Origin of the sequence: Mycobacterium sp. AMU20-3851, assembly GCF_043974665.1 — a bacterium.
Classification (GTDB): domain Bacteria; phylum Actinomycetota; class Actinomycetes; order Mycobacteriales; family Mycobacteriaceae; genus Mycobacterium.
The window spans coordinates 1,123,603-1,145,836 of record NZ_CP146371.1 but is presented as its reverse complement, the minus strand read 5'-3'; the positions used below and the strand labels follow the sequence as shown (position 1 = coordinate 1,145,836).

Sequence of the window (22,234 nt, the reverse complement as noted above, 5' to 3'; positions counted from 1 at the left end):
CGAGCTTGCCTGCTGAACCAACCCGCCGAGGCCGTGGACGCCCCGCCGGTGGCGGAGTTTCGGCAGAGGAACTGAAGACCGCCTTCCTCGACGCGGCCGAGCGACTGTTCATCGACCGCGGCTACCGGACGTCGACCATCGAGGACATCGCCCGGGAAGCGGGCTACTCGCGCGGCAGCATCTACCGGCACTTCCCCACCCGGGACGCACTGGTGGACGCGCTGGTGCAGCGCACCACGCAACGCCACATGACGCGCATCCTGGAACGGCTGCCCGCCGATGCCGGCCTGGTCGGCATCATCACCGAAGCCATGGTGATCGTCAGCACGGAACTGATCCGGGACCCGCTGCTCAAGACCATCGCCGACAGCACCGACGAGAACACCATCGCGCACATGTTGGCTCACAACGACGCGCTGCTGCGGCTGGTCGAGGAGGCCATGGCGGCCACCGTGGACGCCGCCGGCCCCGGGGTGTTCCGGGCGGGTCTGCGGCCGCGGGACCTCGCCCGCTACCTCGTCGGCGCCAACATCGCCATGCTGCTGGGCCTGGTGCCCGGGGCCGAGGACCCCGACATCGCGCGACGCTACATCGAGGTGTTCGTGCTGCCGGCGATCACCGCGAACCCGGGCCCGGCCCGGGCGGTGTTCCCCGACGAAGATTAAGCAGGCAACGGTGCCTGTGTCTGCACGGCCCGCGCCAGCGCCCGGAAATCATCGGGCTTACCGGCGCCGGTGATCGCGAGCTGGGCCGTTCCGTCCAGGCGGGTGGTCCAGATCGGCTCCCCCTCACCCGGCTCGTAGACCACCCAGGTGACGCCGTCGACGTCCTGGGCGCCGGTCGGCACCGCCTCCGGATCGATGGACCCGACCAGCCGGGCCTCGTCGGCGTTGCTCTGCGTGAGACTCAGGTACATCTTGCTGGGCGCGATGTAGCCGACCCGCGATGTCAGCGCCCGTACCGGCTGTCCGGTCGCCGGATCGGTGCGGCCACCGTCGATACCGCCGCGCGCACCAGAGTTGGCTTGCCACCCCTGCGGCAGCTCCGGCAGCCTGACCGGGAAATTCAGCACCTCGGCGTCGGCGCCCAGAGCTGCCGGCGCATCAAACGTCGGCACCGCACCCTCGCCGGGGCCACTGGGAGCGAACGAGCACATGCCCAGCACGCCGGCCAGCAGGATGCAGATCGCCACCAGCGGCGCCATCGACCAGAACATGTCGCGGCCGTCCTGCAACAGCCGGTCCTTGGCGGGGGGCGGAACCGGCACGACGACCGGTGCGTCGGGGTCCGGTTCGGAGCTACTCATGACAGCCAGTATCCCAGTTCCCAAAGTTGGACCCGCTAATGGGACAATCTGCAGCCATGACGCCTTCGCGCCGGGAAGCCCCAGACCGCAACCTCGCCCTCGAACTCGTCCGAGTCACCGAAGCAGGAGCCATGGCCGCGGGCCGATGGGTCGGCCGCGGTGACAAGGAGGGCGGTGACGGAGCCGCCGTCGACGCCATGCGCGAGCTCGTCAATTCGGTCTCGATGCGCGGCGTCGTGGTCATCGGCGAGGGCGAGAAGGACAACGCCCCGATGCTCTACAACGGTGAAGAGGTCGGCAACGGGGACGGCCCGGACTGCGACTTCGCCGTCGACCCGGTGGACGGCACCACCCTGATGAGCAAGGGCATGCCCAACGCCATCTCGGTGCTGGCGGTCGCCGAGCGCGGCGCCATGTTCGACCCGTCCGCGGTGTTCTACATGAACAAGATCGCCGGTGGCCCCGACGTCGCCGACTTCATCGACATCACCTCCCCGATCGCGGCGAACATCCAGCGCATCGCCAAGGTCCGCAAGGCCTCGGTGTCCGACGTGACCGTGTGCATCCTGGACCGGCCGCGGCACGCCAAGCTGATGGACGAGGTCCGCTCGGCCGGTGCCCGCATCCGGCTGATCTCCGACGGCGACGTCGCCGGCGCCATCTCGGCCTGCCGGCCCGAGTCCGGTACCGATCTGCTCGTGGGCATCGGCGGCACGCCTGAGGGCATCATCGCCGCGGCGGCCATCCGCTGCATGGGCGGCGAGATCCAGGCCACCCTGGCCCCCACCGACGACGACGAACGCCAGAAGGCGATCGACCGCGGCTACGACCTGGACCGCGTGCTCACCACCAAGGATCTGGTCTCGGGTGAGAACGTCTTCTTCTGCGCCACCGGCGTCACAGACGGCGACCTGCTCAAGGGTGTGCGCTACTTCGGCGGCGGCTGCACCACGCAGTCGATCGTGATGCGCTCCAAGTCCGGCACCGTCCGGATGATCGAGGCCTACCACCGGCTGTCCAAGCTCAACGAGTACTCCGCGGTCAATTTCACCGGCGACAGCTCGGCCGCGTACCCACTGCCGTAACCAACCGCACACCAACACGAACAGGAAGCCAATGTCCGACGACGCTGTCGAATATCGCATCGAACACGACACCATGGGCGAGGTCCGGGTGCCCAAGGACGCGCTGTGGCGCGCCCAGACCCAACGTGCCGTAGAGAACTTCCCGATCTCGTTCCGCGGTCTGGAGCGCACGCAGATCCGCGCCATGGGCCTGCTCAAGGGTGCCTGCGCGCAGGTGAACAAGGATCTGGGCCTGCTCTCGGCCGAGAAGGCCGACGCCATCATCGCCGCTGCCGCCGAGATCGCCGCCGGCAAGCACGACGACCAGTTCCCCATCGACGTCTTCCAGACCGGCTCCGGCACCAGCTCTAACATGAACGCCAACGAGGTCATCGCCTCCATCGCGGCGGCCAACGGTGTCACGGTGCACCCGAACGACGACGTCAACATGTCGCAGAGCTCCAACGACACCTTCCCCACCGCCACCCACATCGCGGCGACGGAAGCGGCTGTGCGCCACCTGATTCCGGCCCTTGAGGTGCTGCACGAGTCGCTGGCGGTCAAGGCCAGGCAGTGGCGCACCACCGTCAAGTCCGGTCGCACCCACCTGATGGACGCGGTCCCGGTCACCCTGGGCCAGGAGTTCGGCGGGTACGCCCGCCAGATCGAGGCCGGCATCGAACGCGTCAAGGCGACGCTGCCCCGGCTCGGCGAGCTGGCCATCGGCGGCACCGCGGTCGGCACCGGCCTCAACGCCCCCGACGGTTTCGGCGCCAAGGTGGTCGAGGTGCTGGTGGATCAGACCGGTGTGGCCGAACTGCGCACCGCCGCCGACTCTTTCGAGGCCCAGGCCGCCCGCGACGGGCTGGTCGAGGCGTCCGGCGCGCTGAAGACCATCGCGGTCTCGCTGACCAAGATCGCCAACGACATCCGCTGGATGGGTTCGGGCCCGTTGACCGGCCTCGGCGAGCTCCAGCTGCCCGACCTGCAGCCGGGTAGCTCGATCATGCCGGGCAAGGTCAACCCCGTGCTGCCCGAGGCGGTCACCCAGGTGGCCGCGCAGGTGATCGGCAACGACGCCGCCGTCGCGGTGGGCGGGCTGTCCGGCGCCTTCGAGCTCAACGTCTACATCCCGATGATGGCGCGCAACGTGCTGGAGTCGTTCACCCTGCTGTCGAACGTCTCGAAGTTGTTCGCCAGCAAGTGCATCGACGGCCTGGTGGCCAACGAGGGGCACCTGCGTGAGCTCGCCGAGTCATCGCCGTCCATCGTGACCCCGCTGAACTCGGCGATCGGCTACGAGGAGGCCGCCAAGGTCGCCAAGGAAGCCCTCAAGGAGCGCAAGACCATCCGGCAGACGGTCATCGACCGCGGCCTGATCGGCGACAAGCTCTCCGAGGAGGAGCTGGACCGCCGCCTCGACGTGCTGGCGATGGCGAAGGTCAGGCCGGGCGAGTAACCCCTCCCCCGCGAGAAGTCGTGAGCGGCCCCCAAAATTCCGATTTTGGGGGCCATTCACGTCTCTTCGGCAACAATAAGGGTGTGACAGTTACCGCGAGAACTGTAACGACCCCGCGCCGGGCCGCAGTCGCCAGTTTCATCGGCACCACCGTCGAGTTCTACGACTTCCTCATCTACGGCACCGCCGCCGCCCTGGTCTTCCCGAAGTTGTTCTTCCCCAGCGCTTCCCCGGCAGCCGGGGTACTGCTGTCCTTCGCCACCTTCGGTGTCGGGTTCGTCGCCCGGCCGTTGGGCGGAATCGTGTTCGGGCACTTCGGCGACCGGCTGGGCCGCAAACGGATGCTCGTCTATTCGCTTCTGCTGATGGGCGGTTCGACTGTCGCGATGGGCCTGCTGCCCACCTACGCCCAGTTGGGTGTCGCGGCACCGTTGTTGTTGACGCTGCTGCGTCTGTTGCAGGGTTTCGCCGTCGGCGGTGAGTGGGGCGGGGCGACGCTGATGGCCGTCGAACACGCGCCCCCGCAGCGCAAGGGCTTCTACGGCGCGTTCCCGCAGATGGGCGCGCCCGCCGGTACCGCGATCGCCACCTTGGCCTTCTACGCGGTGTCACAGTTGCCCGACGATCAGTTCCTGTCCTGGGGTTGGCGGATCCCGTTCCTGGCCAGCGCGATTCTCATCGCCATCGGACTGGTGATCCGGTTGTCACTGACCGAGAGCCCGGATTTCACCGTCGTGCAGGAGCGTTCGGCGGTGCTCCGACTGCCCATCGCCGAGGCCTTCGGCCGGCACTGGCGCCAGATCCTGCTGGTGGCCGGCGCCTATCTGTCCCAGGGCGTCTTCGCCTATATCTGCGTGGCCTATCTGGTGTCCTACGGCACCACCGTGGCCGGAATCGACCGCACCGATGCTCTTTTCGGCGTCTTCGTGGCCGCGGTGGTGGCGGTGCTGACCTACCCGCTGTTCGGGGCGCTGTCCGACCGGGTGGGCCGCAAGCCGGTGTTCGTCGGCGGGGTCGTCGCGATGGGTGCGGCAGTGCTGCCGACGTTCGCATTGATCAACACCGGCAAGTCCGGGCTCTTCCTGGTGGCGCTGGTGCTCATCTTCGGGCTGGCGATGGCCCCGGCCGCCGGTGTGACCGGCTCGCTGTTCAGCCTGGTGTTCGACGCCGATGTGCGCTACAGCGCGGTGTCCATCGGTTACACGCTGTCGCAGGTGGTGGGCTCGGCGTTCGCGCCGACCATCGCCGTTGCGTTGTACAGCGCGACCGGCACCAGCGATTCCATCGCCGGATATCTCATTGGCGTTTCGGTGATTTCGGTGATCGCGGCAGCACTGCTGCCGGGCAGGTGGGGGCGGCATCCATGACCGATGACGAACTGCGCATCCGGGTCGGTGTCAGCCACCTGATGACCAGCTACCAGTACCTGGCCGACACCGGCAAGGTCGAGGCGCTGGCCCGACTGTTCGCCCCCGACGGGGTGCTGGAGATCGGCGACGAGAAATGGGTGGGACCCGAGGCCATCCTGGCGATGTTCACCGACACTGCACGACGGTTCACCGACGCCGACTTCCTGCCCGCCCGCCATCATCTGAGTTCGATCTACGTCGAACCCCGCCCGGACGGCACCGCCAAGACCTACGCGTGCTTCCAGTTCATCGGCACCCGCGGGCTGGACCACTGGGGCACCTACCGCGACACCGCGGTGCCCGGACCGGACGGCTGGTTGTTCGCGCACCGGCGGGTGATCACCGAGGGATTCGCCGCCGGTTCGCGGCTCAATCCGGCTTGACCGCCGGATCCTCGCCGGGCTCCTCGTTTTCCGGCGCGTAGGCCGCCGTGTTGATCGCGGTGCCGCCGATACCGGCGGCCACCGAGGCGATGGTGAGGGTGGCCGAGTGCGGGGTCGGCGGTTCCGGCGCCTGCGGTTGAGGTTCGTCGAGACGATAGTGCCGCGACAGCCTGGCGGCGTCCTCGATCGTCACCCCCTCGCCGACCGCGACCGTCGGGGCCTCCTTGACCCCCTCCTTGGACACCGTGACGGTGACCGCACGGCCGGACTGGCGACAGCCGGTCAGCGGCACCAACGTCTGTGATGTCCCGAGGAATCCGGTGTTCACCTCGGCCCACTTGGGCGCCCGCGTGGGCCCGTCCACGAACAGCTTGCGGATCCTGCCGATCTTGTGTCCGTCCACGTCGTAGGCGACCGCACCGACGTACTGCTCTACCAACGTCGTCATGGAGCACCCCTATCCGATTGATCCGTCTTCGCTCGTTCGGATAGCCGTCCCCCGCGGGCGACAAACATTGCTGTTCGTGGCGCCTTGACCGGCATGGTGCCGGTCAAGGCTCCACAACTCGCGATCAGGGCAGGGCGTTGGGGCTGATCTCCTCCAGCATCTCGGTGACCAACGCCGCGATCGGGGACCGCTCACTGCGCATCAGGGTGATGTGCGCGAACAACGGATGGCCCTTGAGCTTCTCGATGACGGCGGCGACACCGTCGTGCCGGCCGACCCGCAGATTGTCGCGCTGGGCCACGTCGTGGGTGAGCACCACCCGCGACCCCGATCCCAGCCGGGACAGCACCGTGAGCAGCACGTTGCGCTCCAGTGACTGGGCTTCGTCGACGATGACGAACGAATCGTGCAGGGACCGGCCGCGAATGTGGGTGAGCGGCAGCACTTCCAGCATGCCGCGGGAAAGCACCTCCTCCAGCACCGCCGGGCTGGCCAACCCCTCCAGGGTGTCGAAGACGGCCTGCGCCCACGGGCCCATCTTCTCGCTCTCACTGCCGGGCAGGTAGCCCAGATCCTGGCCACCGACCGCGTACAGCGGCCGGAAGACCACGACCTTGCGCTGGGTGCGGCGCTCCAACACCGCCTCCAGGCCCGCGCACAGCGCCAGCGCCGACTTGCCGGTGCCCGCCTTGCCGCCGAGGGAGACGATGCCGACGGATTCGTCGAGCAGCAGATCGAGGGCGACGCGTTGTTCGGCTGACCTTCCCCGGAGGCCGAACACTTCACGATCACCACGAACCAGCTGCACCCGCTTGTCCGCATTCACCCGGCCCAGCGCCGAGGAGTTGCCGCCCAGCAGCCGAATACCGGTGTGGCAGGGCAGATCCCGCGCCGTAGCGAGGTCGAGTTCGCCCTCGCCGAAGATGGTGTCGACATCCTCGGCGGACACGTCCAGTTCGTCCATGCCGGTCCAGCCCGAGGTCACCACGTCCTGGGCGTGGTACTCGTCGGCGGCCAGGCCGACCGCGCCGGCCTTGACCCGCAACGGGATGTCCTTGCTCACCAGCGTGACCAGTTTGCCCTCGGCGGCCAGGTTGGCCGCGACGGTGAGGATGCGGGCGTCGTTGCTGTCATTGCGGAAACCCGCGGGCAGCACCGAGGGGTCACTGTGGTTGAGCTCGACCTGCAGTGTCCCGCCCTCGGTCCCGACCGGGATCGGCTGATCCAGCCGCCCGTATTCGAGGCGTAGGTCGTCGAGCAATCGCAGGGCCTGGCGGGCGAACCAGCCAAGCTCGTGATGGTGCCGTTTGGCCTCCAACTCGCTGATAACCACGAGAGGGACAACCACCTCATGCTCGGCGAACCGTGTGCATGCCCAGGGATCAGACAGCAGCACGGAGGTGTCGAGCACGTAGGTCCGGATCGGCGAATCGGTCACGAGGCGCTCCTAGACCTCCGCGGCCCCGCGGAAGCGTTTCGGCGGGCACCGCGGTACCGAGGACCGGGGCCGGTCCCGTTCTCGCGAAAAGATCGGTACCGCCCGGACAGCAAAGCAATTCGCTAGCCATCGGAATCGACGCTACTCCCGGTCAACCGGGTGTGCCGAGCAGGCGCGCCGGGCCAACCGGCACAACAGGTTACGCGCCGGTGAACTCTTGTAACTCCGGCTCCTGGCCGAGGTCCCAGGCCGCGATCTGGTCGGCGACCACGCGTCGTTTGGTGGTGTCGTCAAAGATGCCGGCGTCGGCGACCACGGCGCGCTTGTCGGCGTATGCGTCGATGTCACCGCCGACGACGTCGAACGCAGCGGCCCGCGACGCGATGGCCGCGATCGTCTCTTCCCGAGCGGTGCCCAGGCAGTGCGCGACCAGGTTGCCGAAGAACTCCGTGTGGCGTTCCTCGTCGGCGGCGATCCGGCCCAGCAGGCTCTTCAGGATGGGCTCGGGGGTCTGCGCCTCCAGGTTGCGGGTGAACACCGCATGCGCGCGCTCGAAGAACGCCATGAACACCAGCGTCTCGATCTGGGTCAGGCGGTCGGCACGGTACCCCTTCATCACGTGCTCGACGCGGACGTCCTCGTTGGCGGTCGGGTCGATCTCTCGGGTAACCACCAGGTAGTTGCGCAGCGCGACGGCGTGCAGGTGCTCCTCGGCGGTCCACCGGCCCAGCCAGCGCCCCCACTTGTCCTCGAGGATGAAGTGCTCGACCAGCTCGCGGTGATAGCCGGCCAGGTTGTCCTTGGTGATCAGCAGGATCTCGCAAGCATCGGTCACCGGCTTGGGCAGCGTCACGTCGGACGGATCCCAGTCCTTGCCGCCGAGGAAGGCGAAGTTCTCGCCCTGGTCGAACGGCACGTAGTCGTGCCCGTACCAGGGCTCCTCGGTGGCCAGATGCCGGGACAAGTTCTCCGCCACGACCGGCTCGAGTTCGAGGGTCAGCGCATTCGCAACGGGTTTCTCAGCCATGAAAGTAACTGTAACCCGCCGACACACGTGCCTCGAAATTGCGTGCCGCGTGTCACGCCGAGGAGGTCAGAGGGTCAGACCGGGGTACAGCGGGTTGGCCTCCAGGATCTCCGCAGACGCCGCGCGCACCCGGTCCGCCACCCCGTCGGCCAGCGTGTACTTGGCCTTCGACGGACCATTCGACGCGGCGGTCGGCTGGGTGTTCTTCAACACCTCGACCACCAGGTCGGCCACCCGGTCGAACTCCGCGGCGCCGAACCCGCGGGTGGTCAGCGCGGGCGTGCCGAAGCGGATGCCGCTGGTGTACCAGGCCCCGTTGGGGTCGGCCGGGATGGCGTTGCGGTTGGTGACGACGCCGGCGTCCAGCAGCGCGGACTCGGCCTGGCGCCCGGTCAGCCCGAACGAGGTCACGTCCAGCAGCACCAGATGGTTGTCGGTGCCACCGGTGACCAGGGTGGCGCCCCGCTTGAGGAACCCGTCGGCCAGCGCCTTGGCGTTGTCGGCCACGCGCTGCGCGTACTCCCGGAAGGCGGGCTGGCGGGCCTCGGCCAGCGCGACGGCCTTGGCCGCCATCACGTGCGACAGCGGTCCGCCCAGCACCATCGGGCAGCCCTTGTCCACGGCCGGCGCGTACTCCTCGGTGGCCAGCACCAGACCGCCGCGCGGGCCGCGCAGCGATTTGTGCGTGGTGGTGGTGGTGACGTGGGCGTGCGGCACCGGGTCCTCGTCACCGGTGAACACCTTGCCCGCCACCAGGCCGGCGAAGTGTGCCATGTCGACCATCAGGGTGGCGCCCACCTCGTCGGCGATCTCGCGCATCTTGGCGAAGTTCACCCGGCGCGGGTAGGCGGAGTAGCCGGCGACCAGGATCAGCGGCTTGAACTCCCGGGCGGCCGCGGCGACGGCGTCGTAGTCGATGAGTCCGGTCGCCGCGTCGGTGCCGTAGCTGCGCTGGTGGAACATCTTGCCCGAGATGTTGGGCCGGAAGCCGTGCGTGAGGTGCCCGCCGGTGTCCAGCGACATGCCCAGCAGCCGCTGGTTGCCCAGCTTGTTGCGCAGCTTCTCCCAGTCCGCCTCGGACAGGTCGTTGACGTGCTTGGCGCCCAGTTCCGCCAGTCCGGGCGCCTCGATGCGGGTGGCCAGGATGGCCCAGAACGCCACCAGGTTGGCGTCGATGCCGGAGTGCGGCTGCGCGTAGGCGTACGGGGCGCCGAACAGTTCGCGGGCGTGCTCGGCCGCCAGCGATTCCACGGTGTCGACGTTCTGGCAGGCGGCGTAGAACCGGTGCCCGACGGTGCCCTCGGCGTACTTGTCGGAGAACCAGGTGCCCATGGTCAGCAGCACCGCCGGGGATGCGTAGTTCTCGCTGGCGATCAACTTGAGCGAGTCACGTTGGTCGGCAAGCTCTTTGCGGGTCGCGGCGGCGACGCGGGGTTCGACGGACTCGATCACCGACAGCGCGGCCCGGTAGGCCTCGCTGGCGGTGGCGGCGTACTCAACACCCGGGGCGGTCAACGACGAGTCGGCAGTCATGGGGTCAGCCTATCGCCCTGGTGATGACGGGTGTCAGCGCAGGCTGGACGGGATCAACGGCTCATCGAGCAGCCGGCCGAACCGCTCGGTCAGCGACACCTCGGCGGGCCGGTCGTCCAGCCAGGCCTTCAGCAGCCGGTACCCCTCGACGTAGGTGCTGGTGTAGGCCCGCCACAGCGGCGAGGACAGGAACCGCAGCATCTGCCGGGCCCGTTCGTCGCTGACCAGCAGCCAGCGGCTCAGATAGGCGGCGACGTGGTCGACGTCACGGTGCTCGTCGTGCAGCATCAACGCCGCGTCCTGGCGGACATCGGCCAGCGCGGCCGAGGCCTCGGAGATGGCCGCCGAGCGTTCGCCGTCGAACCGCAGCCCCAGATCGGCGTAGATCTCGGACGCCCAGGCGCCCCAGTCCGGTCCCTGCACCGCGTACAGCGCCAGATCCGCCAGACCCTCGGCCATCAGGCACTGCGGGGTGTTGACCAGGAAGATGGTCTGCTCGTCCTGGCCCTTGCCCTCCACCAGGCCGGCCTCCTTGCGGCAGTGCTCGGTGTGGTGGCCGGGATAGGACTCGTGCGCGACCAGCCGGGGCAGATTCGACATCTGCTGTTTGAGGTCGGCGTTGACCGCCACCGTCGACTGGTAGTTGCCCTTGTAGTAGTTGAAACCCGACCACGGTTTGTCGGTGACGACCTCGTAGGTGATGGTCTCCCCGTCGGGCAGCGGGTAGGTGGCCCGCACGGTGTCGCGCAGCGCCGAGGAGAACGCGTGGATGCTCTCCTCCAGGCGCTCCGCCGGGATCTCCTCGGCGCCGCGGTAGGCCTGCAGCCGCTGGGCCAGCGGGCCGCTGCCCCCCAGCGCCTCGTCGAGGCGGCGGTGCGCCTCGCGGTAACGGTCGGGATCCCCCTTGGCGATGTCGACGTCGAAGTACTCGCGGACCTCTTCGACGAACCCCACGTCCTCCCCGGCGAACTTGCGGCCCGCGCAGGCCAGCGCCTTGAGGTGGGCGGCCAGATAGCCCGAACGCTGGGCGTCCAGGCCGTCGGCGTGCGGCACCTCGGCCAGCAGGCGGCGGGACTGTCGGGCCAGGTCGGCCGGGTCGGGGGTGGGCTCGTCGGCGACCTGGCGACGCAGTGCCGCGTCCCCGGTGAACGAGTCCACGTAGCCCTCCTCGACCCGGTCGAAGCGCAGCCCGAGCAGCAAGTACTCGCGAATCAAGGTGCCGGAATCCATACCCGCGTTCATTCCGACAACGTTAGATGCAAGACTGACCACATGCCGCGGCCCAGCGAGCCGAGCCCATATGTGGAGTTCGACCGGACCCAATGGCGCTCGCTGCGTATGGCGACCCCGCTGAAACTCACCGAAGCCGAGCTGATCGGGCTGCGCGGTCTGGGCGAGTCCGTCGACCTGCTGGAGGTCGAAGAGGTCTACCTGCCGCTGGCCCGGTTGATCCATCTGCAGGTCGCCGCGCACCAACGGTTGTTCGCCGCCACCGCGGAGTTCCTCGGCGAGCAGACCTCAGACCGCCCGGTCCCCTTCGTCATCGGGGTGGCCGGCAGCGTGGCGGTCGGCAAGTCCACCACCGCGCGCGTGCTGAAGGCACTGCTGGCCCGCTGGGAGCATCACCCCCGCGTCGATCTGGTGACCACCGACGGCTTCCTCTACCCCAATGCCGAGTTGGGGCGGCGGAATCTGATGCATCGCAAAGGCTTTCCCGAGAGCTATGACCGCCGGGCGCTGATGCGGTTCGTCACCGCGGTGAAGTCCGGGGCCGACAAGGCCTGCGCCCCGGTGTATTCGCACCTGTTCTACGACATCGTGCCCGGCGAGAATCAGATGATCCGGCAGCCCGACATCCTCATCCTGGAGGGGCTGAACGTGCTGCAGACCGGTCCGGCGCTGATGGTCTCGGACCTGTTCGACTTCTCGCTGTACGTCGACGCACGGGTCGAGGACATCGAGCAGTGGTACATCTCGCGCTTCCTGTCGATGCGCGCCGGCGCGTTCGCCGATCCGGCTTCGCACTTCCATCACTACGCCACGTTGACCGACGAGCAGGCCGAGTTCGCCGCGCGCGACATCTGGCATTCGATCAACCGCCCCAATCTGATCGAGAACATCCTGCCCACCCGGCCGCGGGCCACCCTGGTGCTGCGCAAGGACGCCGATCACTCCATCAACCGGCTGCGACTGCGGAAGCTCTGAGCACCGAATCGATTGGGCCGCAGCGCACGTCGAAGCGTTCCCCGATGGTGTCCAGGGTCTGCCGCAACCGCGCGGATTCGGCGCGGTGGGTGCGCATGAACCGCAGTCCCGCGGCGGTCCGACGATGCCACGGATACCACCGGTCGAAGTCCAGGCCGCACTCGCTGAACACCTTGGCCGGCACCGCATCGGCGATCAGCCCGAGGTTGTACTGGACCAGGGTGAACATGGCGAAAGGCATCGCCTCCTTGGACTGCTTGCGCAACTCCTGCAGGTCCAATTCGTACAGGGGCAGTTCGCTCAGCTTGTCCAGGAACATCAGATGCGTCATGAAGTACCCGGCATAGGACATCAGATGCATGGTGGCCGAACGGATCTGGAGTGAGAGCACCGATCCGCCCGCCGATGTGTACGGCTCATAGGGTATTTCGGTCTTGCCGATGTACCCGGTGCAGTTCACCAGCCAGCTGCGCGGGTCGATGGCCTTGGTCGCACCGCTGCGCAACACCATCTCGGTGGTGCCGTCACGGTCCACGACGTCGACCAGGTGATCCATCGTGACTTCATGCAACCCCGCGGCGATGGTGCGGTTCTCCTGTTCCGACAGCACCCCGAGCAGGAAGTGGCCGGCCTGCGCCGTCGGGCCGGTGCCGTATGCGTCGCGATACCAGCGCGCGACCTCTGCTTCGTTGGTGCCGTCGAACGCCTGACTCAGCTTGGCGGCAAGGGCGCTCAGTTGCGTTCCGCCCCACCACCTTTGCGCACCGGCCGGGAAGAACCGGTCGCGGCTGGAGAAGAACGTGCCCGACCCGGCCAGCAGATTGACCTCACGGCCTGGGTTGCGGGTTATCAGGGCGTGCGCGGTGTCCATCGCGGTCTTGCCGCTGCCGATGATCCACACCGGCGCGGTGTCGGCGGCGATCTCACCGCTGCGGATGTCACACAAGTCCGGGGACACCGAGCGCACCCGGGTGCTGGAGACGGTGAGCGCGTCGTTGGTGGCGATGTCGAAACCGTAGGCCTTGATCAGCCGGCCGGCCTCGATCACATGGTCATCTCCGGACCCGGTCCGGCAGACGACGCGGACTCTTCCGTCGTGCTCGGTCTCGGATACGTAGGACCAGCCGAGCCACTCCTCCACCTGCACCCGCTGCCGGATCTGCGCCAGGCAGTGGGCGAAATGGTCGAGCACCTCGTCCTTGGTGGCCAGGTAACCCCGGTCCCGGTCGAGGGTCCAGGCGATGTTGCCCGCGGTGAACATCCCGTGCGGCTGGTGCAACCGCACATACGGGTAGACATCCACCCACATCCCGCCGACCCGGGGACGGCGGTCGAGCAGGATGATTTTCTGGTCTGCACGCAGGTACCGGCTCGCGGCGAACAGCGCGTTCAAACCGGCGAGACCGGCACCCACGATGCAGACGTCACAGGAATCGACAGTGGTCACGGAACCTCCTCGGGCGAGTCAGTCCACTGTGACCCGGCGGTCCCAGGCAGACCCGAGTAGCGGGCTACTCGAGTTCGGCTCAGGCGGCCAACCGGCGGACCCCGATGTACTGCAGTTCGGCCATCACCAGGGTGTACAGACCGGTGACGATGACGACCGCGGTCCCCACCCCGGTCAGCGGGAACGCGCCGGTGAGCAGGACCGCGGCGGCGATGGCAGTGCACGCCAGGTTGGCGATGACGACGGCAATCCCGGCGGGGCGCACGTGGTCGACGGCGGCCAGCGCCAGCACGACGACGCCGTAGACCACCGAGAAGACACCCACACCCAATTCGACGGCCCGGGGCAGACCGGTGAGGTCGGCGGCCCACCCGGCCGCGGCCAGCAGGACCACCCCGACGACGCCGACGATGATCGCGTCGACGCGCATGGCCAGTCGCAGCAGCCCGTCGCGGGCGGTGGATACGGCGGGAACGGAGATGGTGGACATGGTGTTCCTTTCGTTCGGTTCAGGACACCTCCGACCCTGCTCGCGCACCGCTGCCAGCTCGACGCCCAACGCTGCCAAAGACTGCCAACCGCAGGTCAGCGGCGGTCAGCGCACCTGCGCCAGCATCGTGCCGCGCAGATCGGCGGCGATCACCCGGGCCGCCGCGTTCTGCCAGTTGTGCAGCGACCGCTGCGGCACCTCGGTGACCAACCACTGCCAGGCCTGCCGGGCGACCGGGTCGAGCCCGGCCGCGGTGGCGTTCTGCGCGTACGCGCGCACCCCGACCACATAGGGGAAGTACAGCGAGTTGTAGTGCCGCCACTGCTCGGTGGTGCCGAAGTCGCCGCCATCGCGGGGTTTGAGCGCCGCGATGCGGTCGGCCAGCAGTGCCTTCAGTTCGTTGGCCCGCTCCAGCGGCCGGTCCGGCGCGCCCCGGGCGGCCAGCCGGGCGTCGATGACGGGCAGCGCGGTGAGCGGGCTGGCCACCAGTTTGGACAGGTCGCCATAGTGTCCCAATGCGCGCCGGGTGAGCCGGACGAAGGTGTCGTCGTCGAGATCCTCCAGCGGGTTGCCGGCACGCAACGGCAGCGCCGCCTCGGTGCCACGCAACGCGGCCCGTTCGGCGCGCAGGCCGGGTGACCCGGAGAACGCCAGCCGGTCCAGTATCCCCGCGAGCGGGTCGGCCAGCACATTGATGGCGATGGCGATGGCCAGGCTGGTGAACAGCAGCACGGTCAGGGCGATCTGCGCGGACTCCCCGGTGACGGCCAGACCGATGCCCACCTGCCCGCCGAACAGCGCCGCGACCACGGCCGTCGCCGTGCAGGACCGCAACATGTCCGCGCGCAGCGCCTGCCCCTCGTCGAAGGCGTCCCACAACGCCACTGCGATCCCGAGCAGCGCCACGTCGAAACCGGTCGACGCCAGCGCCAGCCAGCTCGGCAGCAGCCCCAGCGGGATCACCAGGATCGCGTTGCCGAGCGCGAAGAACAGCGTCGCCACCAAGACGAACCGCACCACCGGGACCGGCTGCGCGGGGCGCAGCACGGCGGTCACCATGGCCCCCAACGACGGCAGCGAAACGGCGGCGAACATCACCCAGTGCCCGGCGCGCAGCGGTCCGTCGACGGACCCGGCCAGTGCGGCGCCGGTGAACGCCACGGCCGCGACCACCCCGACCAACACGATCTCGCGGACCCGGCTGCGCCAGGTCTCGGTGGGGCGGGACAGTTCGAGCAGCACCGCGAACCAGAAGATCCCGGGCAGCGCCACCAGGTAGATCTCGATCCGGCTGAGCAGTTCGGAGGAGGTCTCGGTGCGCACCGCATCGAGGGCGACGACGACGGCAAAGCTGGTCAACCCGGCGGCGGCCAGCACCAGCACCGGCTTTCGGGGGTCACGGGCGAGCAGGTACAACCCGAGCCACCAGCTGAGTGCGAACACGATCGCCGACAGCCCGGCCATGGTGTTACAGCCCGTGCCGCCGGTGCCGCTGCGTGTAATCGCGCAGTGCACGCAGGAAGTCGACCCGCCGGAAGGCGGGCCAGTGCGCCTCGGTGAACCACATCTCCGAATATGCGCTCTGCCACAGCAGGAATCCGGACAGCCGCTGCTCCCCGGAGGTGCGGATGACCAGATCCGGATCCGGTTGCCCTGAGGTGTACAGATTCTCCGAGATGGCGTCGACGGTCACCGATTCGATGAGCGCCTCGCCGGTCACCCCGTTGGCGAGTTCCTTGCCCAGCAGGGCCCGCACCGCGTCCACGATCTCCTGCCGGCCGCCGTACCCGACGGCGACATTGACCTGCAGGGCGCCCGGGACGGCGGTGCCGACGGTGCCGTCCACGGCCTCACGCAACCGGCGGGCCGGCTCCTCACCGAGCAGTTCGAGATCACCCACGGTGCGCACGCTCCACCGGTTGGCGGGGGCACAGATCTCCTCGACCACATCGGTGATGATCTCGATCAGCGCGCTCAACTCGTCGGGGTCGCGCTGCAGGTTCTCGGTCGAGAGCAGATACACCGTGGTGAGTTCGATGCCCGCGGCCTGACACCAGCGCAGCATCTCGGCGATCTTCGCCGCACCCTTGCGGTAGCCGTAACTGACATCGTCGAATCCGGCGTCGCGGGCCCAACGGCGATTACCGTCACACAACACCGCGATATGGCGTGGAAGTTGGGATCTGGCCTGCGCCAACTCTTTGCGCAACCGCAACTCATACAGCCGGTACGCCGGCTCCTTGAGTCTCGGCGGAATGATCTCCACAGCGATCAAGACTACTGTTACTTCGGGATCTTCCATGCCAGACAGCGGAGGTGACATGACGACCCCGATCGACTCCAACCGTCCGTACCGTGCGGCCGCCGACCTCCACACCCCCGAAGACCTGCCCGAAGCCGTCGCCGAGGGCGTCGCGCAGTTCCTGGGCAGACCACGGGCGCGTGGCTGGATTCACCTGTACTCGGCCGTCGTGGCGTTCATCGCCGGAGCGGCGTTGGTCTCGGTGTCCTGGTCGATGCAATCGGCCCGGGCCGGGCTGGCCACCCTGCTCTACACGTTCACCATCGTGGCGATGTTCGCCGTCAGCGCCACCTATCACCGGGTGACATGGCAGTCGCAGCGCGCGCGCACCTGGATGAAGCGGCTCGACCATTCGATGATCTTCATCTTCATCGCCGGCAGCTATACCCCGTTCGCACTGCTGGCGCTGCCCGAATCCAAGGGCATGGTGCTGTTCTGGATCGTCTGGGGCGGTGCGGCCGCCGGTGTGCTGCTGAAGATGTTCTGGCCGTCGGCCCCGCGCTGGCTCGGGGTGCCGCTGTACATCCTGCTGGGGTGGGTCGCGGCCTGGTTCATCGGTCCGATCATGCACGGGGCCGGGGTGGCGGCGGTGGTGCTGCTGATCGTCGGCGGCGCGCTCTACAGCGTCGGCGGGGTGCTGTACGCGCTGAAGTGGCCGAACCCCTGGCCGACCACGTTCGGCCATCACGAGTTCTTCCACGCCTGCACAGCGGTCGCGGCGATCTGCCACTACATCGCGATGTGGTTCGCCGTCTTCTGATTCCCCGCGAGCGTGCGTGTCTGCAGGCAACACGCCGCGGAATCCTGCGAGGACGCGCACGCTCGCCAGGAAGGATGCGCACGCTGGGCACGCGGTATGGGCAGGGTCACGCGGGTGCGTGCCCTCGGACGGGCCGGCCTACCACCAGGTGCCCCAGCAGCCCTTCCGCGAGCGTGCGCAAACTCCCTCCCGAACACGCGTGTCGGCCTACGGACACGCACGCTCGCGGAGAAAGCGGGGCTAGAGCTGGGTGACGTCCTGCGGGCCCCAGAACGCCCGCATCGAGGTGATCTGGCCGTCGGCGTTGAACGCCATCACCTCGATGGGTTCGATGCGCATCGCGCCGCCGACGGTGATGGCGAAGACGAAGGCCGCCTCGCTGCCGCCGGCCCGGAAAGACAGCAGCTGCGTGGTGATCTCCGCGCCCGCGACGTTGTTGTAGAAGCCCGCGATCGCCTTTCGGCCGATGTGCACCTCACCGCCGCCGACCGGATCCTCCAGGGTCGCATCCTCGGCGTAGAGGGCGGCGACGTCGTCCGCGCTGCCGCTGACGACGGTGTCCAGGTAACGCTGGACGAATCCTTGCAAGACATCGGGCTCGAAGCTCATGTGCCGCAGGCTACACGGAACGGTCGAGTGTGGCGCCCAGTTCCTCCACGGTCGTCACCGGCAGGTCGCACACCCGGCCGCGGCACACGTAGGCGGCGTCCCGGCCACCCACCCGGTCCCGTCCGGTCAGCAACTCCCCGGAGTCGACCGCACCGCCGACGACCACCGCGCCGCCGGGCGCCAGCCGCCTGGCAGCGGCCAGCAGCGCCGAGTCCGCCGGGTCGCATGCCACCGCGATCTGGATCGGTCCGCGCACCGCGGCCTCGGCGACGGCGAGCCAATGTCCGCCCGAGCGCGGCACTTTGGCCAACACCGGGGTCGCGGACGCCAGGGTGGCATCGGCCGCGGCGACGTAGCGCGGATCGCCGGTCAGGTACGCGGCCAGTTGCAGCGCCTCGGCGACCGATGAGGCCCCCGAGGGGGTGGCACCGTCGAGCGGATCGGCCGGGCGCAGCACCAACTCCTCGGCATCGTCGGCGGTGTCGAACCACCGGCCCGGCTGCGCGGGGTCGGCGAAACGGTCCAGCACGGTGTCGAGCAGCCCGGTGGCCGTGGTCAGCCACGACCGCGCCCCGGTGAGCTGATGCAGCCCGCACATCGCGGTGATCAGGCTCGCGTAGTCCTCCAGGATCGCCGCACTGTCGCCGACCACACCGCCCAGGCTGGCCCGGCGCAACCGACCGTCGACCAGGTGCAGCAACAACAGTTCCCGTGCGCACACCGTTGCGGCGTCGGCGTATTCGGGAACGTCGAGCGCCACCGAGGCCTCGATCAGCGCGGTGATCGCCAGCCCGTTCCACGCGGTGACGACCTTGGCGTCGCGACCGGGCTGCGGCCGGCTTGCGCGTGCCGCCAGCAACGCGGCCCGCACCCACTGGAACCGCTGCGGATCGTCGGGATCGCGGCGCAGTTGCAGCACCGAGCTTCCGTGCTCGAAGGTCCCGGCCTCGGTCACACCGAAAAGCGATGCGGCCCAATCTGCTTCATCGCCCAGAACGTCACGCAGCTGGGCCGGCGTCCAGGCGTAGGTGAGGCCCTCCACCCCGTCGGCGTCGGCGTCCAGCGACGAGGCGAACATGCCACCCACACCGAGGTCGCCGATGATGAACCGGGCCGTCTCATCGGCGACCCTGCGCGCCAACGGATCTCCGGTGCGCCGCGCCCAGTGCGAATAGAACCGCAGCAGCAGCGCGTTGTCGTAGAGCATCTTCTCGAAGTGCGGCACCACCCAGGACGCATCCACACTGTACCGGGCGAATCCGCCGGCCAGTTGGTCATAGATCCCGCCCCGGGCCATCGCCGTCCCGGTCCGCGCCACCGTCGCCAGCACCCGCTCCGAACCTGTGCGTTCGTAGTTGCGCAGCAACGCCTCGGCCAGCATGGACGGCGGGAACTTGGGCGCGTTGCCGAACCCGCCGCGCTCGACATCCTCATCGCGCAGCACCGCAGCCACGGCCTGGTCACAGAGCCGCGCGTCGGGCGCGGGCCCGGAACCCGGTAGCCCGGCACTCATCGACCGGAGTTCCCCGGCGATCTCGTCGGACGCCTGCTCGACGTCGGCCCGCCGCTGCAGCCAGGTCTGCTTCACCGCCGAAATCAGCTGCAGAAAGCCGTCTTTGGGGTAGTAGGTGCCGCAGAAGAAGGGTCGGCCGTCCGGGGTGAGGAAACAGGTCATCGGCCAGCCACCCTGGCCCGTCAGCGCGACCGTCGCACTCATGTAGACCGCGTCCAGGTCGGGCCGCTCCTCGCGGTCGACCTTGATGCAGACGAAATCGTCGTTCAGCGCGGCGGCCACCTCGTCGGACTCGAACGACTCGTGCGCCATCACGTGGCACCAGTGGCAGGCGGCGTACCCGATGGACAGCAGGATCGGCACATCGCGGCGGGCCGCCTCGGCCAGCGCCTCGACACCCCACTCCTGCCAGTGCACCGGGTTGTCCGCGTGCTGGCGCAGGTAGGGGCTGGTGGACCCGCCCAGGGTGTTACCCCTTGCCGTCACCCTTGAACTCACCCGCCGTGCCCTCGTCGACCGCCTGGTCGGGCTCGGGATGATCGGGGTCGAACGATTCCGGCAGCTTCTTGAGATGCCGGTTCATCGACCACACCAAGGCGAACGTGCCGACGAGCAGCAGCACCAACACCAGCAGTCCCACCGGGCTGGCCTTGCCGAAGTCCGGACCCGTCTGGCGGGGTCCCTCCTCGGCGAGCAGGCCGGTGGCGATCAGAAATAGCTCAGTCATGTGTGTTGATCCCTGTGAACAGATCGGTTTCGGGCAGCCGCACCGGGACCCTGGACCGCGCGAGCTCGAACTCCTCGGTTGGCCACAGCCGCTGCTGCCATTCCATGGGGGTGGTGAAAAAGAAACTCTTCGGGTCGATCTGGGTTGCGTGGGCCAACAGGGCCTCGTCACGCTGGGCGAAGTACTTCGCGCATTCGATCCGGGTGGTGACGCGCTTCTCGATCACGTCCTCCTCGGCGTCCCAGTTCTCCAACCACTTGGCGAACGGGCCCTCTTCGCCGTGTTTGGCGAACTCGTCCTGCAGCACCTGCATGCGCTGACGCAGGAAGCCGTGGTTGTAGTACAGCTTGGACACCGCCCAGGGCGGGCCGGCATCCGGGTAGCGCACGTGGTCGGCGGCGGCCTCGTAGGCGGCGACGGAGACCTCGTGGCAGCGGATGTGGTCGGGGTGCGGGTAGCCGCCGTTCTCGTCATAGGTGGTGAGCACGTGCGGGCGGAATTCACGGATCACCCGGACCAACTTCTCGACCGGGCCGTCCAGCGGCACCAGGGCGAAGCAACCCTCCGGCAGCGGCGGCAACGGGTCCCCCTCGGGCAGGCCGGAATCCTCGTAGCCGAGCCAGTGGTGCTCCACACCGAGGATCTCGGCGGCCTTGGCCATCTCGTCCCGGCGCACCTCGTGGATGCGTCCGTGCACCTCAGGGATGTCCATGGCGGGGTTGAGGATGTCGCCGCGTTCACCCCCGGTCAGGGTGACCACCATGACCCGAGCCCCTTCGGCCGCGTACCGGGCAGTGGTCGCCGCCCCCTTGCTCGACTCGTCATCGGGGTGGGCGTGCACCGCCATCAAGCGCAGTTCAGTCATTCGTGCCTCATCCAACGGCTCATGTCGTCTGACAACGACAGCCGCTCTCCCTTCATGCCCACCGCTCTATAGTTCCAGTTCTAGTAGAGCCGACCGACCGACGGGCACCAAAACCTTGACCATCGACCGCCCCACCGCCCGTTATGGGCGGCAGAAAATGTCCCGACGCACTCGCCGACGCGTGGTGATCGGCCTGTTCCTGCTGATTGTGACGGTAGGCGTGGTGATCGCGGTCATCGCGTTCCAGCGCTTCGGCACCGGCGATGTCAAGGGCGAGCTCGGCGGGTACCGGCTGATCGATGACCAGACCGTCGCGGTGACCATCACCGTCACCCGCGACGATCCGTCGGTGCCGGCGGTCTGCATCGTGCGGGCCCGTTCCATCGACGGCGACGAGACCGGGCGCCGGGAGATTCTGGTACCGCCGTCCACCGAGAAGTCGGTGGTGATCGACGCCGTGGTCAAATCCACCAAACCGCCGGTCGTCGGGGATATCTACGGCTGCGGCATCGACGTGCCGGGGTACCTGACCGCACGCTGAAGACGTCCCGGGGACGAACAGCCGGCGACAAAATTGTGGAAACCGGCTGACGCGGCGGTGGTAAGCTCGGGTGATACACGGTTCCGGCTGGAGCCGTGTATTGCTGCATTAGCGCGCTGCATGCGCCTGCGATCGCGGCGATACACGAACTTCCGACGCGACATATCGCGAGAGAAATGATCAACGACAGGAGCGCGAGGACATGACCGACACCCAGGTCACCTGGCTGACCGAAGAAGCCTTCGACCGCCTGAAGGCCGAGCTGGACCAGCTGATCGCCAACCGCCCCGTGATCGCTGCCGAGATCAACGACCGCCGCGAAGAGGGCGACCTGCGCGAGAACGGCGGCTACCACGCCGCCCGTGAGCAGCAGGGCCAGGAAGAAGCGCGCATCCGGCAGCTCCAGGAGCTGCTGAACAACGCCAAGGTCGGCGAGGCGCCCAAGCAGTCCGGTGTCGCCCTGCCCGGTTCGGTGGTCAAGGTCCAGTACGGCGATGACCCCGACGACACCGAGACCTTCCTGATCGCCACCCGCCAGGAGGGCGTCAGCGACGGCAAGCTCGAGGTGTACTCGCCGAAGTCGCCGCTGGGCGAGGCGCTGCTCGACGCCAAGGTCGGCGACACCCGCAGCTTCACGATCCCCAACGGCAGCACCGTGACGGTGAAGCTGCTCAGCGCCGAGCCCTACCACGCCTGAGCCGCTCTGCC

Annotated in this window: 23 protein-coding genes; 9 read left to right on the top strand and 14 right to left on the bottom strand. The window is 68.3% G+C overall.

Annotated elements, in window-relative coordinates:
• Positions 1 to 5: 5 nt before the first annotated feature.
• Complete coding sequence (locus V4U86_RS05675; RefSeq protein ID WP_395310311.1) at positions 6 to 665, top strand: TetR/AcrR family transcriptional regulator; 660 nt, start codon at positions 6 to 8, stop codon at positions 663 to 665.
• On the opposite strand, the gene V4U86_RS05670 is transcribed toward V4U86_RS05675, so the two are convergent.
• Positions 662 to 1,306 (bottom strand): DUF4245 domain-containing protein, encoded by a 645-nt coding sequence (locus tag V4U86_RS05670; protein ID WP_395310310.1) that lies wholly within the window; start codon positions 1,304 to 1,306, stop codon positions 662 to 664. The two genes, V4U86_RS05675 and V4U86_RS05670, sit on opposite strands and share 4 nt — an antisense overlap.
• 56 nt (positions 1,307 to 1,362) lie before the next feature.
• On the opposite strand from V4U86_RS05670, the gene glpX reads away from it, so the two are divergent.
• The 4 genes from glpX to V4U86_RS05650 all read left to right on the top strand — a co-directional run bounded on the left by glpX (position 1,363) and on the right by V4U86_RS05650 (position 5,621).
• Complete coding sequence (gene glpX, locus V4U86_RS05665) at positions 1,363 to 2,391, top strand: class II fructose-bisphosphatase (protein WP_395310309.1); 1,029 nt, start codon at positions 1,363 to 1,365, stop codon at positions 2,389 to 2,391.
• 31 nt (positions 2,392 to 2,422) lie between these two features.
• Positions 2,423 to 3,829, top strand: coding sequence for a class II fumarate hydratase (locus V4U86_RS05660; RefSeq protein WP_395310308.1), 1,407 nt, complete (start codon positions 2,423 to 2,425; stop codon positions 3,827 to 3,829).
• 83 nt (positions 3,830 to 3,912) lie between these two features.
• On the top strand, positions 3,913 to 5,196 hold the full coding sequence (locus tag V4U86_RS05655) for an MFS transporter (protein ID WP_395310307.1): 1,284 nt from the start codon (positions 3,913 to 3,915) through the stop codon (positions 5,194 to 5,196).
• Entirely contained in the window at positions 5,193 to 5,621 is a 429-nt protein-coding gene (locus V4U86_RS05650; protein WP_395310306.1) for a nuclear transport factor 2 family protein, read from the top strand. The genes V4U86_RS05655 and V4U86_RS05650 overlap by 4 nt, the downstream gene beginning before the upstream one ends.
• On the opposite strand, the gene V4U86_RS05645 is transcribed toward V4U86_RS05650, so the two are convergent.
• From V4U86_RS05645 to V4U86_RS05625, 5 genes are all read right to left on the bottom strand, one after another.
• Positions 5,608 to 6,069 (bottom strand): PRC-barrel domain-containing protein, encoded by a 462-nt coding sequence (locus V4U86_RS05645; RefSeq protein ID WP_395310305.1) that lies wholly within the window; start codon positions 6,067 to 6,069, stop codon positions 5,608 to 5,610. The two genes, V4U86_RS05650 and V4U86_RS05645, sit on opposite strands and share 14 nt — an antisense overlap.
• A 124-nt stretch (positions 6,070 to 6,193) precedes the next feature.
• Entirely contained in the window at positions 6,194 to 7,507 is a 1,314-nt protein-coding gene (locus tag V4U86_RS05640) for a PhoH family protein (RefSeq protein WP_395310304.1), read from the bottom strand.
• 199 nt (positions 7,508 to 7,706) lie between these two features.
• Positions 7,707 to 8,534, bottom strand: a complete 828-nt coding sequence (locus V4U86_RS05635; RefSeq protein ID WP_395310303.1) for an acyl-ACP desaturase — start codon at positions 8,532 to 8,534, stop codon at positions 7,707 to 7,709.
• Between the two features lie 66 nt (positions 8,535 to 8,600).
• Positions 8,601 to 10,067: a glycine hydroxymethyltransferase gene (locus V4U86_RS05630; RefSeq protein ID WP_395310302.1), complete on the bottom strand. Its 1,467-nt coding sequence runs from the start codon at positions 10,065 to 10,067 to the stop codon at positions 8,601 to 8,603.
• A 33-nt stretch (positions 10,068 to 10,100) separates the two neighbouring features.
• Positions 10,101 to 11,309, bottom strand: coding sequence for a DUF885 domain-containing protein (locus V4U86_RS05625; RefSeq protein ID WP_395310301.1), 1,209 nt, complete (start codon positions 11,307 to 11,309; stop codon positions 10,101 to 10,103).
• Between the two features lie 30 nt (positions 11,310 to 11,339).
• Here V4U86_RS05625 and coaA point away from each other — a divergent pair, with 30 nt between their 5' ends.
• The gene (coaA, locus tag V4U86_RS05620; protein ID WP_395310300.1) at positions 11,340 to 12,272 is read left to right on the top strand and encodes a type I pantothenate kinase; all 933 of its coding nucleotides are present in this window, start codon (positions 11,340 to 11,342) and stop codon (positions 12,270 to 12,272) included.
• Here the strand turns inward: coaA and V4U86_RS05615 are convergent.
• The 4 genes from V4U86_RS05615 to V4U86_RS05600 all read right to left on the bottom strand — a co-directional run bounded on the left by V4U86_RS05615 (position 12,244) and on the right by V4U86_RS05600 (position 16,475).
• On the bottom strand, positions 12,244 to 13,719 hold the full coding sequence (locus V4U86_RS05615; protein WP_395310299.1) for an NAD(P)-binding protein: 1,476 nt from the start codon (positions 13,717 to 13,719) through the stop codon (positions 12,244 to 12,246). The genes coaA and V4U86_RS05615 overlap by 29 nt on opposite strands.
• A gap of 79 nt (positions 13,720 to 13,798) precedes the next feature.
• On the bottom strand, positions 13,799 to 14,209 hold the full coding sequence (locus tag V4U86_RS05610) for a hypothetical protein (RefSeq protein ID WP_395310298.1): 411 nt from the start codon (positions 14,207 to 14,209) through the stop codon (positions 13,799 to 13,801).
• Between the two features lie 105 nt (positions 14,210 to 14,314).
• Complete coding sequence (locus tag V4U86_RS05605; protein WP_395310297.1) at positions 14,315 to 15,673, bottom strand: hypothetical protein; 1,359 nt, start codon at positions 15,671 to 15,673, stop codon at positions 14,315 to 14,317.
• Between the two features lie 4 nt (positions 15,674 to 15,677).
• Entirely contained in the window at positions 15,678 to 16,475 is a 798-nt protein-coding gene (locus V4U86_RS05600) for a (2Z,6E)-farnesyl diphosphate synthase (protein ID WP_395310296.1), read from the bottom strand.
• Between the two features lie 55 nt (positions 16,476 to 16,530).
• On the opposite strand from V4U86_RS05600, the gene trhA reads away from it, so the two are divergent.
• The gene (gene trhA, locus V4U86_RS05595) at positions 16,531 to 17,271 is read left to right on the top strand and encodes a PAQR family membrane homeostasis protein TrhA (protein ID WP_395310295.1); all 741 of its coding nucleotides are present in this window, start codon (positions 16,531 to 16,533) and stop codon (positions 17,269 to 17,271) included.
• Between the two features lie 240 nt (positions 17,272 to 17,511).
• Here trhA and V4U86_RS05590 read toward each other — a convergent pair whose 3' ends face one another.
• The 4 genes from V4U86_RS05590 to mca are packed head-to-tail and all read right to left on the bottom strand — an operon-like array spanning position 17,512 to position 20,985.
• Entirely contained in the window at positions 17,512 to 17,880 is a 369-nt protein-coding gene (locus tag V4U86_RS05590) for a nuclear transport factor 2 family protein (RefSeq protein WP_395310294.1), read from the bottom strand.
• Between the two features lie 10 nt (positions 17,881 to 17,890).
• Positions 17,891 to 19,879, bottom strand: coding sequence for a thioredoxin domain-containing protein (locus V4U86_RS05585; protein WP_395310293.1), 1,989 nt, complete (start codon positions 19,877 to 19,879; stop codon positions 17,891 to 17,893).
• Entirely contained in the window at positions 19,863 to 20,120 is a 258-nt protein-coding gene (locus V4U86_RS05580; protein ID WP_395310292.1) for a hypothetical protein, read from the bottom strand. Before V4U86_RS05580 ends, V4U86_RS05585 begins: the two co-directional genes overlap by 17 nt.
• Complete coding sequence (mca, locus tag V4U86_RS05575) at positions 20,113 to 20,985, bottom strand: mycothiol conjugate amidase Mca (RefSeq protein WP_395310291.1); 873 nt, start codon at positions 20,983 to 20,985, stop codon at positions 20,113 to 20,115. The genes V4U86_RS05580 and mca overlap by 8 nt, the downstream gene beginning before the upstream one ends.
• Before the next feature lie 157 nt (positions 20,986 to 21,142).
• Between mca and V4U86_RS05570 the strand changes: the two genes are divergently transcribed.
• Both V4U86_RS05570 and greA read left to right on the top strand, forming a co-directional pair.
• A complete protein-coding gene (locus tag V4U86_RS05570; protein ID WP_395310290.1) occupies positions 21,143 to 21,526 on the top strand; it encodes a DUF4307 domain-containing protein in 384 nt (127 codons plus the stop codon).
• A 202-nt stretch (positions 21,527 to 21,728) separates the two neighbouring features.
• Positions 21,729 to 22,223 carry a transcription elongation factor GreA gene (gene greA / locus V4U86_RS05565; RefSeq protein WP_395310289.1) on the top strand — a complete coding sequence of 165 codons (495 nt, stop codon included), beginning with the start codon at positions 21,729 to 21,731 and terminating at the stop codon, positions 22,221 to 22,223.
• Positions 22,224 to 22,234 lie beyond the last annotated feature (11 nt).

Bases quoted from the DNA above. Each gene is read 5' to 3' on its own strand.
- V4U86_RS05670 (WP_395310310.1), bottom strand. From the start codon at position 1,306: ATGAGTAGCTCCGAACCGGACCCCGACGCACCGGTCGTCGTGCCGGTT.
- glpX (WP_395310309.1), top strand. From the start codon at position 1,363: ATGACGCCTTCGCGCCGGGAAGCCCCAGACCGCAACCTCGCCCTCGAA.
- V4U86_RS05660 (WP_395310308.1), top strand. From the start codon at position 2,423: ATGTCCGACGACGCTGTCGAATATCGCATCGAACACGACACCATGGGC.
- V4U86_RS05650 (WP_395310306.1), top strand. From the start codon at position 5,193: ATGACCGATGACGAACTGCGCATCCGGGTCGGTGTCAGCCACCTGATG.
- V4U86_RS05645 (WP_395310305.1), bottom strand. From the start codon at position 6,069: ATGACGACGTTGGTAGAGCAGTACGTCGGTGCGGTCGCCTACGACGTG.
- V4U86_RS05635 (WP_395310303.1), bottom strand. From the start codon at position 8,534: ATGGCTGAGAAACCCGTTGCGAATGCGCTGACCCTCGAACTCGAGCCG.
- V4U86_RS05630 (WP_395310302.1), bottom strand. From the start codon at position 10,067: ATGACTGCCGACTCGTCGTTGACCGCCCCGGGTGTTGAGTACGCCGCC.
- V4U86_RS05625 (WP_395310301.1), bottom strand. From the start codon at position 11,309: ATGAACGCGGGTATGGATTCCGGCACCTTGATTCGCGAGTACTTGCTG.
- coaA (WP_395310300.1), top strand. From the start codon at position 11,340: ATGCCGCGGCCCAGCGAGCCGAGCCCATATGTGGAGTTCGACCGGACC.
- V4U86_RS05610 (WP_395310298.1), bottom strand. From the start codon at position 14,209: ATGTCCACCATCTCCGTTCCCGCCGTATCCACCGCCCGCGACGGGCTG.
- V4U86_RS05605 (WP_395310297.1), bottom strand. From the start codon at position 15,673: ATGGCCGGGCTGTCGGCGATCGTGTTCGCACTCAGCTGGTGGCTCGGG.
- trhA (WP_395310295.1), top strand. From the start codon at position 16,531: ATGACGACCCCGATCGACTCCAACCGTCCGTACCGTGCGGCCGCCGAC.
- V4U86_RS05590 (WP_395310294.1), bottom strand. From the start codon at position 17,880: ATGAGCTTCGAGCCCGATGTCTTGCAAGGATTCGTCCAGCGTTACCTG.
- V4U86_RS05580 (WP_395310292.1), bottom strand. From the start codon at position 20,120: ATGACTGAGCTATTTCTGATCGCCACCGGCCTGCTCGCCGAGGAGGGA.
- mca (WP_395310291.1), bottom strand. From the start codon at position 20,985: ATGACTGAACTGCGCTTGATGGCGGTGCACGCCCACCCCGATGACGAG.
- V4U86_RS05570 (WP_395310290.1), top strand. From the start codon at position 21,143: ATGTCCCGACGCACTCGCCGACGCGTGGTGATCGGCCTGTTCCTGCTG.
- greA (WP_395310289.1), top strand. From the start codon at position 21,729: ATGACCGACACCCAGGTCACCTGGCTGACCGAAGAAGCCTTCGACCGC.